Here is a 7,963-nt window from a genome sequence, read left to right on the forward strand (position 1 = left end):
CGCCAATGATCGTTAAAAAATGTTTACTCCACATCGCTTTGGTCAGGGGCTGGCCCTAAGTACTTTAGGTCCGAGGGAACACCTGCTAGCTCCAAAACATTGGTGGAGCTAGCGAACTCGAGGACGACGTAACTCTCAAGGGCTTCGGCGCCCTGAGCTGATTTGACGGAGAGGACGTATTCCGACTCTTCGGCATGGACTTCGCGTTTATCCATGAGGCCCCGAGCAAACCTCTTGGCTACGGTGCGGTCCTCGGGAAGGTTGGGGAAGTGGTTGTAGACCGTGGCGACGATGAATTGCTCGGCTTTGTCCTCGCTACCATCGAGGGCCCAAGAGTCCAGTTTAGATCCTTTGGTCGTGCGGCACGCTTGGCCGAAAAGGACCAAAAATACCGTGAGTAAAAGAGGCGTGATGTGGCAGTGACTCCATCCGGCGTTGGCCATGACTTATACCTTCTCGCGCAAAGTAATCTGGGGGATGTGCTTGGCTGTTGAAGGGATCGGCTTAGTGGGCAAAAACTTTAGGGTGATGTAGGCAAGGGCGAAGGGGAAATGGCGACCCCTAGACGGCTCGAACGTCTAACCGCCGGATTAGAAATCCGGTGCTCTATCCAGTTGAGCTAAGGGGCCCCTATGACGCCGTAGGTTACACCAGGGTAAGAGGCCTGTCATCAGAATCTCGGTAGTCTGGACCTGACTTGCGGTGCGGATCCGGTGATCTCCGCTTTCCAAAGGTTGAGTGTGGTGGTATGTCCCGGAAGCTAGACATTTAGGGGACTTAGACTAGGGACGTAGATCAGGGGACTTGTACAGGTATGACCGAAGCGACGCGACCGAGTTTTGAGCAGATTTATATGCGGCTCGCTTTTGGCTTGGCGGAAAGATCGACCTGTAAGCGGCTCAAAGTCGGGACGGTCATCACCAGCCTCGACTTCCGCAAGGTCCTAGCCGTCGGCTACAACGGCAATGCCACGGGCCTGCCTAACTGCTGCGACCGTGACGAGCCGGGCAACTGTGGCTGCCTCCACTCAGAAGAGAACGCCGTCATCAACTGCGATAGTCCGAGGGTGACCGAGAAGATTGCCTTTGTGACTCACATGCCCTGTCCGGCCTGCGCCAAACGTCTGATCAACCTTGGTAACGTCAAGCAGGTCTACTTTGGTCATCACTACCGGAATACGAGTTCCGTGGCACTGTTTGAGACCGTTGGCATTACAATCGGGCAGCTAGAGTCTTGGTAGCCTAGCTGCGCTTGTCGTGGCGTTTGAGGTGCGGTCTTTTAGTTTAGGCCGTTCCACTCGAGTTCATCTTTGTCGATGCCTTTGAGGGCTTTGGCCTTCTGTTCAGCAGCACGCTGCACCTTGCGATTGTGCTCGAGGCTGGCATCGTATTCCTCACGTGCTTTGCGGCGCGCTTCAGCCTGTCGTTGGGCCTCCAGCTGCTCCTCGACGATCTTGGATTTTGCTTCGGCCTCGCGGATCTCTCTCAGCTCGCGCTCAATACGGGCATCTTCACTTTCGACCTTAGCCTCTTTCTCGTAGGCCTCGGCTCTTTTATCTAGATCTTGGAAATCATCAGCCCCGTCGCCCAGAGCTGGGAGCGGGTCGATCCGGAATTCATCAGTGACGGCGGGTTGCTTTTTCTTGCCGCCTTTTTTGGTGGCCTTGCCATCGCTGCCGGTCGCTTCGATGGCCGTTTCGTCATCGCCTGTCGCGACCTCGGGCGTGCTCGTGACACATCCGTACAGATGCAGGGTTATTAGGGCTGAAATCATTGGTCGTGTGCAGCGCAACATAGGGCAACTCATGTGTGATCAGGTCATTATCAATATTTGGCCACGGCCCGTGAAACGGGTCAAGCTCCATCTAGCAAGTGCATTGCCAGGGGGGTGGGGGACCGGTAAGTGCCAATAAGCGCCGGGGAAATGGGCCAAGCAGGGGCTGGCGGTGGGTGACTAAAAGTTGGTCGGTTGGCTAAAAGTCGTGGTATCGCAACAAAAACGCAACGAGTGCTAAACTCGTTGCGTTTTTAACCTACCTAGCATCCGCCTTTGCCTGTTTCTTATTCGCCGTCAGCAGGGGCCAGGACGCCAGATATCATTTCCAGGTTCGCCCAGGCGTCGTATGTTGGGTTCACTTTACTACCAGCGTAGGTGATCGTCCCAGCCCAGTTATTTTTTTCGATGTCGATACTGCCCGATTCATGCCAGATGTTGTCTTGTGATGACATGTCGTCGACTACACCTTTGTAGGACAGTTTTTCAAGATCGTATGTTTTACTATTAAAAACCTCGACACCTTCATACTCAGCGCTCGTGGAGAAAGCAGTCATTGTCACGTCTATACAGTCGTCGCTCAAAATTTGCTTGTTGTCGACGTGCTTAATCTTACAACCGCCTAGATCCTTGCTACCCATAAACACAATGTTACTTACTTTGGTTTTGATTTGGATTCCCTCAGCATTAACCCCATCAGATTCGACATCACTGCGGAATTCAAATCTTCTTTGTAACTGCGGACAGAGCGGGGAATCTGCAATTTCTGCCTGCGTCTTCCCGTTCATGGCCGAGAGGTCACCACCTTCGCAGGTGAGGTACATGTACGCTCTTACCACGGAGGTATACTTGTTGTACGTGAGGTCAGTGTTTTTCTTCTTTTCACACTCAGAGGTGTCGATAGCGTAAGCCAGTTTTGCCGATAACTTATTCGCAACCCATTTAGCAGAGTGTTGAGGCTTTAAACAATCTTCTGAAGAATCGTTGGTAACCGACTCACGATCAGCAGGTACGTCGCCAGCAGGTACGGCATTCATCGAGGGAAAGACATTGTAGAGGCCAGTGTTCCGCCGTAGCGATTCGACGAGATCGACGTCACTGAGGATATTCACGCCATGTCCAGCCGGAGCTTCGAGATCGCTAAGTTTCAAGAACCCACCGTCATCTACAAGTGCAACTATCTTGGGTGCGGCGGGGGTGCCGCTGGCGTTTGTGGTGCCAGTGGCGTTTGCAGTACCTGTCGTGTTGACGGGCGGCGTGGCATTGACGGGGTGGGAAACTGCCGGTTGGGTGCTAGGTGCGATAGGTGTAATCTCTTCTTGTGGTTGCTCCGATTGATCCTTTGGCGCATTTGCGGCTGGATCTTTATGGTCGCAGCCAACACTGAAGCTTGCTACCAAGGCGATGAGGATTGTTGCTGATAGGTTGATGTTCGTGTTGATGTTCGCTTTGGTGAGTTTGTGTTTCATAAACGACTCCTGTTTGCCATCTGGTTTATGTTTTGTACCTTACTGCCTGTTTGACTTTAACCATTGCAACCGGCATGCCGCTGCGTGCTCGATCCGTGAGTGGGGGCGGCTAAGGCGTCAACTCCAGGGAACTATTTACTCCAGACCTGCCCGATACTGGCCTCGTTGGGGGACTTTTCAGGCTGTCTAGAGATTGGGTCAGTTTGGACCGCTGGCACGGCTAACCCGCGGTAATGTCATGCTATCTAGGGTCGTGGACGATGAATGCCGGAGCTAAGCCCTGCACGTCTTTTAGTTTGTCTAGTTATTGCTATTAGTTGCCGTCCAGGACCGTCATGTGAGGCGCCCCGCCGGAGGCGCTTATTGGCTTAAGACGCGGATTGTTTGTACAATGAATTCAGGATATTGCCGCCCAACCATTAAAAAAACGTCCGCCGTTAATCAAGGAACACGTGCCGATGAGCAAAGTCAGCGAGGTCGTCAAGCTACGCGATGACATGATCTCAGAGCTGAAAAGCCTAGCACGTGATGATCAGCGCCAGTGGCTTGCAGACCAAATGGTGATTCTGGCACAGAGTAGAGAATCACCAGAACAACTTAAACTAGCATTCGCCCAAGTGCTCTGGGTGCGCCAACGCTTCCATACAGACTACCGCGACGGCTTAGGTAAGCTTAAGCCTGCCTACGAGATCTTTGCTAGGCTTAGCAGCGCCAATCGTTTGCTAAGCTTTTTGAAAAAGGATGTCGCCATCCTTTGGGGTAATTTTTGTCACGATAATCTGCAATTTGATGACGCTATTGAACGCTATCAGGAGGCATTACTGCATGAAAACAATCCTGATCGCAAAGCTTTATGTCTCCTAAATATAGCGCGTACCTATCTGCGTACAAAACGCTTCTATCAAGCCCTAGAACATGCGGAAAAAATCCCGCTCGACAAAATCGCAAAGCCACATCTCCGGCAAACCTTTCTCTTGCTAAAGGCACGGATTCTCCTGATTCTTGGCTATCAGTCGTTAGCATCTGGGCCGATCAAAGAGGTGCTGGCCATACCCGATCTTTCGTCAGATGTGGCGCTTGAGGCGCGCTACTTGCAGATTTCTGCTTTAATTCCCGACGCCTCATTTGGTGATGCCAAGGCGTATTACGAGGACTTTATAGCGTGGCTCGAAGCAAATAATTTGGGGGCAGCGGCAAACTTCTACAGACTCGAATGGCAGGTCTTTGCAGCACTCATAGAGGCAAGCGATATCGGTAGCCGTCACAAGTTCTTGCAGCGCAGCAGTTACTTGGCGCGTCAGGTTGATCGCGCCGATTTGCATGAGCTTGCCCGGCAATTGGTGCAAATTTCCTCTGGCGACAAATACACTAAGGATGATTTTGCCCAGTTGCATGCGGCGCTCGCTGATCTAAGGGGGCGCGGTGAGCATCTACTTTATCGTCAAGTCTTGGTTCAGAGCGCTACCACGCTGATCAAGAATCAACACTACGACAAAGCGGCGGAGATGCTGCGCGAAATAGAGATCTATTACCAAGTTGGTGAGGCTCTGATCCCGCCAAAGCTCTCTGGTCTCCTGAGTAAGCATGAGAATATCGTCGTGCAAACATTAGCTGCTTTAGAAGCGCAGCTACCCATTACGCTACAGACCAAGAAGCAGGCCGTTGGTGGTTTTCTACTTTGAGGGGGGGGATAGTCGTGTCCATTTATAAACATGCGATGCTAGCGCTGGGCTCCGTCTTGTTACTGCATTGCAAGTCAGGCCTTCTTGACGCACGTCCTACAGCAAAAAGTGAGTCCACCACAGGGCAAGCGCGCCCTGATGATGCCGGGAAGGAGCCTGATTGGTTTAATAAGCCCCCCGTGATCAAAGAACCTGATTGGTTCCAATCAGGTGCAAAATTTACAGAGGCCAACCTACAAAATCCTACAGGTATCGAGCGCCTGAACTTGGAGGAACTAGCCATCCAGAGTTGCGCATTTGTCGATAGGGCTGGTGGATTTCCAGCTGGGGCGATCCTCAGTCCGGAGGAGGCTGCCAAACTGAAGGGTAAACACCTCTATTTGAGTTTCGACAGTAAATCACCACGAGACGCAAATACAGGAAGTCTCGCCGTCTTGATTGCCGACGATACGCCTCCACGGGAGGGAACAACGATCACGATCGATGATCGCTCCCATGAAGGTGCCTCAAGTCAGTGGGTATCATATGCGACGTCGATCAACGGCCAGAGCCATGAGTTTTTGACGACGGTCACGTCGTCTACGTGTTCGCTCAGCTTTGCCAAAAGTGAATCGGTCGATAGTGGTCTCTCGGGAACGGATCCAGACACGAAGACCGCGGCGCAATTGTATAAGATGTTTTTAGCCGGCACACTAACTTGCAATTTTGCTACTAAGCCGCGTGATGGTGAGGCCGCGGGAGATACTCTGGCCCTTAAGGCTGCCTTCGGCTGCAGCGGCTTTTACCTCAGGACGCCCTAAAGTCGGGGTGCTTTTGCGCTGAGACCGCATAGCTTACTTGCCAATATAGTTAAGTTAATTTTGTCAATTTGGGCACTTCTTAAAAACGGCTAAACTTTTCTCCCCTTCGTGCCGCTAAGCCAGGTGCGACGTAGGGTGGGAGGATTTGGCTGCGATGCATCCCAATCGGCTAGCACAATTAAAACGAAGCGCTATGGTAGTGGTGGCGGTCGTCGTCTTCACAGCGGCAAGTGCTTGCGGTAGGTGGCGTGGCAAGGGCGGTCAGAGTGATCCCCAGGGCCAAGGTACGACAGTGCCACTTGATCCGTTCGGATATTTCTTTGCCAATTACTTCGTCGGGAGCGATCTCGAAGATGGCAAAGCTGATAAACCTAATCCCGATCATGTGGGCCTGGCGACCGCCGATCTACTCGAAATATCCGAGGCCATGGCGCGTGGGCAAGAGGCGTCGCTAGGACTACTCATGGCAATGGGCGGAGCTAAAAAGAGCACTTGGGCGGGTATCAAATATCTCGACGCACCGTGCCTGATTAAAGACTCCCAGGACGGAGTGTTCGGTAACGACATTTGCGCTGTTGATGCCTCGCCCTCAGCGTCGATGTCGAAAAAAGAGACCTTGGTACAGTTTCTCAAAAAAGTTAAGGAACGATCGGTTGGCTACAAGAGAACGATCGTCAATTTTTGGGACCACGGGGCTGGCTATGGAGGATTTGGTCAAGCGCACGGACCAGGCGCCGACGGCAGGACCTTGCTGAAATCGCGAGAAATACGTGACGCCTTTATCGAAGCAGATCTACATGTGGATCTTATTACGTTCGATGCATGCCTGATGGCCTCGGTCGAGGTTGCTTATAACCTTCGTGATGCAGGTAATTATCTCTTGGCATCAGAGGAAAAAGTACCCGGTATGGGTTTTGACTACCGAAGCTTTATTAGCAGCATCATCCAAAACCCTACGGCACCTGTGAAAGATCTCGCCGCAAAGTTTGGTGAGGCTTATTTGAACGGCAAATCTGTGATGTTCAGCAGTAAGGACTTTACCAAGATCAGGGACTTCGAACACAAAAAGAACGACGGCAGAAAAACGGTATCTGTCGTAGAGTTAGGCCATATCGCGGAGCTTGCAGCCGCTGCTGCTGATTTATTTAAATCAGCAGCCAATGAATCCGGGCAGCTGCAGTTGATGCTCGCCAGTGCAAACAAAGTGCTGCGGTTCGGCGAGGAGCCTGGACTGATTAGGGGGCAGCAGATCTACAACTCTTTTGATCTCAGGGATCTACTCGATAAATGGGACCTCAGTCCCAATGCTGACTTAGGCGCTAAGTCCATAAAGCTCAAGGATGCTATCGGTAGAGCTGTAGTCTGGCGTATGGACGACGGACGGTTGCCGACTGCTTACGGCTTATCGATCAAGGATCCAACTAACATAAGGGATTGGTTCAAATACGATGAGGCTGATTCGGCGCTTGCCAGTGGCTGGTCCAATCTTGGTAGTCGTCTCAAAGACTCATCCCAGGATAACGTCCCGCCAGTTCTTGTGAGCGAGGATCCTGGTAAGTGTCAAACGCCCAGCCCTGACTACCGCCAAGGCATTTGTACCAAAATTACGGACAACGGAGTGATCACACAAGTTAATGCCTATACGGTAGTCCAGATAGACGGGGCTGATATTGCCGTGACCATCGAGCGGGCTCCGTATCTTCCGATCACAGATCGCTTTATATTACCGGATTATGCGTTTAGCTGGTTTGATAATAACGGAAAGCCAACTGCGTATCGTTACAATCTCTGCAACTGGGACACGGCTGACTGCGTCGAGTTACCAGTCTATCTTGAGAGTATTAAGCCACTCCGTGGTAAGGCCAAAGGTACCGTTAACGATCAGTCTGTTGATATTGAAGTTTTGGAAGAGGTAGTTAAAGTGGATGATGGCATCGGTTGGCTGCCAAAGGTCTCATTTTTTCGCAGTAGCGGAAACACTGATGGCGACGGGATGCCGAAGGTAGAAGAAGTCGTGATCGCTGACGGCGATCGCATCAAGATTGAATACCCAGTCATTGTGAATGACAAGATTGAGTACCGGTATGGTCGTGAATTTGTGCACATTGGCACGGCTTTTCAAGAAATCAGGTCTGTGTGGATGGATGGGCAGCAAACAGGTTACCGGTTTTTGCTGCCTTTTGATGCCAATTGGAATACCCCGGTCAGGTCAAATTGGCTGATAAAACCAATGTAATTT

Annotated in this window: 7 protein-coding genes and 1 tRNA gene; 4 read left to right on the forward strand and 4 right to left on the reverse strand. The window is 51.6% G+C overall.

The window, feature by feature from the left end:
* Positions 1-23: 23 nt before the first annotated feature.
* Positions 24-443: a hypothetical protein gene (locus FJ146_07660; protein MBM4251833.1), complete on the reverse strand. Its 420-nt coding sequence runs from the start codon at positions 441-443 to the stop codon at positions 24-26.
* A 109-nt stretch (positions 444-552) separates the two neighbouring features.
* Positions 553-629 (reverse strand) — tRNA-Arg (locus FJ146_07665).
* 185 nt (positions 630-814) lie between these two features.
* Between FJ146_07665 and FJ146_07670 the strand changes: the two genes are divergently transcribed.
* Positions 815-1,240, forward strand: a complete 426-nt coding sequence (locus FJ146_07670; protein ID MBM4251834.1) for a hypothetical protein — start codon at positions 815-817, stop codon at positions 1,238-1,240.
* 38 nt (positions 1,241-1,278) lie between these two features.
* Here FJ146_07670 and FJ146_07675 read toward each other — a convergent pair whose 3' ends face one another.
* Together FJ146_07675 and FJ146_07680 are read right to left on the reverse strand one after the other, a co-directional pair.
* The gene (locus FJ146_07675) at positions 1,279-1,794 is read right to left on the reverse strand and encodes a hypothetical protein (GenBank protein ID MBM4251835.1); all 516 of its coding nucleotides are present in this window, start codon (positions 1,792-1,794) and stop codon (positions 1,279-1,281) included.
* A gap of 266 nt (positions 1,795-2,060) precedes the next feature.
* Positions 2,061-3,242, reverse strand: coding sequence for a hypothetical protein (locus FJ146_07680; protein ID MBM4251836.1), 1,182 nt, complete (start codon positions 3,240-3,242; stop codon positions 2,061-2,063).
* A 458-nt stretch (positions 3,243-3,700) separates the two neighbouring features.
* On the opposite strand from FJ146_07680, the gene FJ146_07685 reads away from it, so the two are divergent.
* The 3 genes from FJ146_07685 to FJ146_07695 all read left to right on the forward strand — a co-directional run bounded on the left by FJ146_07685 (position 3,701) and on the right by FJ146_07695 (position 7,960).
* The gene (locus tag FJ146_07685) at positions 3,701-4,924 is read left to right on the forward strand and encodes a hypothetical protein (protein MBM4251837.1); all 1,224 of its coding nucleotides are present in this window, start codon (positions 3,701-3,703) and stop codon (positions 4,922-4,924) included.
* A 14-nt stretch (positions 4,925-4,938) separates the two neighbouring features.
* The gene (locus tag FJ146_07690; GenBank protein ID MBM4251838.1) at positions 4,939-5,724 is read left to right on the forward strand and encodes a hypothetical protein; all 786 of its coding nucleotides are present in this window, start codon (positions 4,939-4,941) and stop codon (positions 5,722-5,724) included.
* Positions 5,725-5,878: 154 nt separating this feature from the next.
* Positions 5,879-7,960 (forward strand): hypothetical protein, encoded by a 2,082-nt coding sequence (locus FJ146_07695; protein ID MBM4251839.1) that lies wholly within the window; start codon positions 5,879-5,881, stop codon positions 7,958-7,960.
* The last annotated feature ends 3 nt before the right edge of the window (positions 7,961-7,963 follow it).

This window comes from Deltaproteobacteria bacterium (assembly GCA_016874735.1).
GTDB lineage: Bacteria > Bdellovibrionota_B > Oligoflexia > Oligoflexales > CAIYRB01 > CAIYRB01.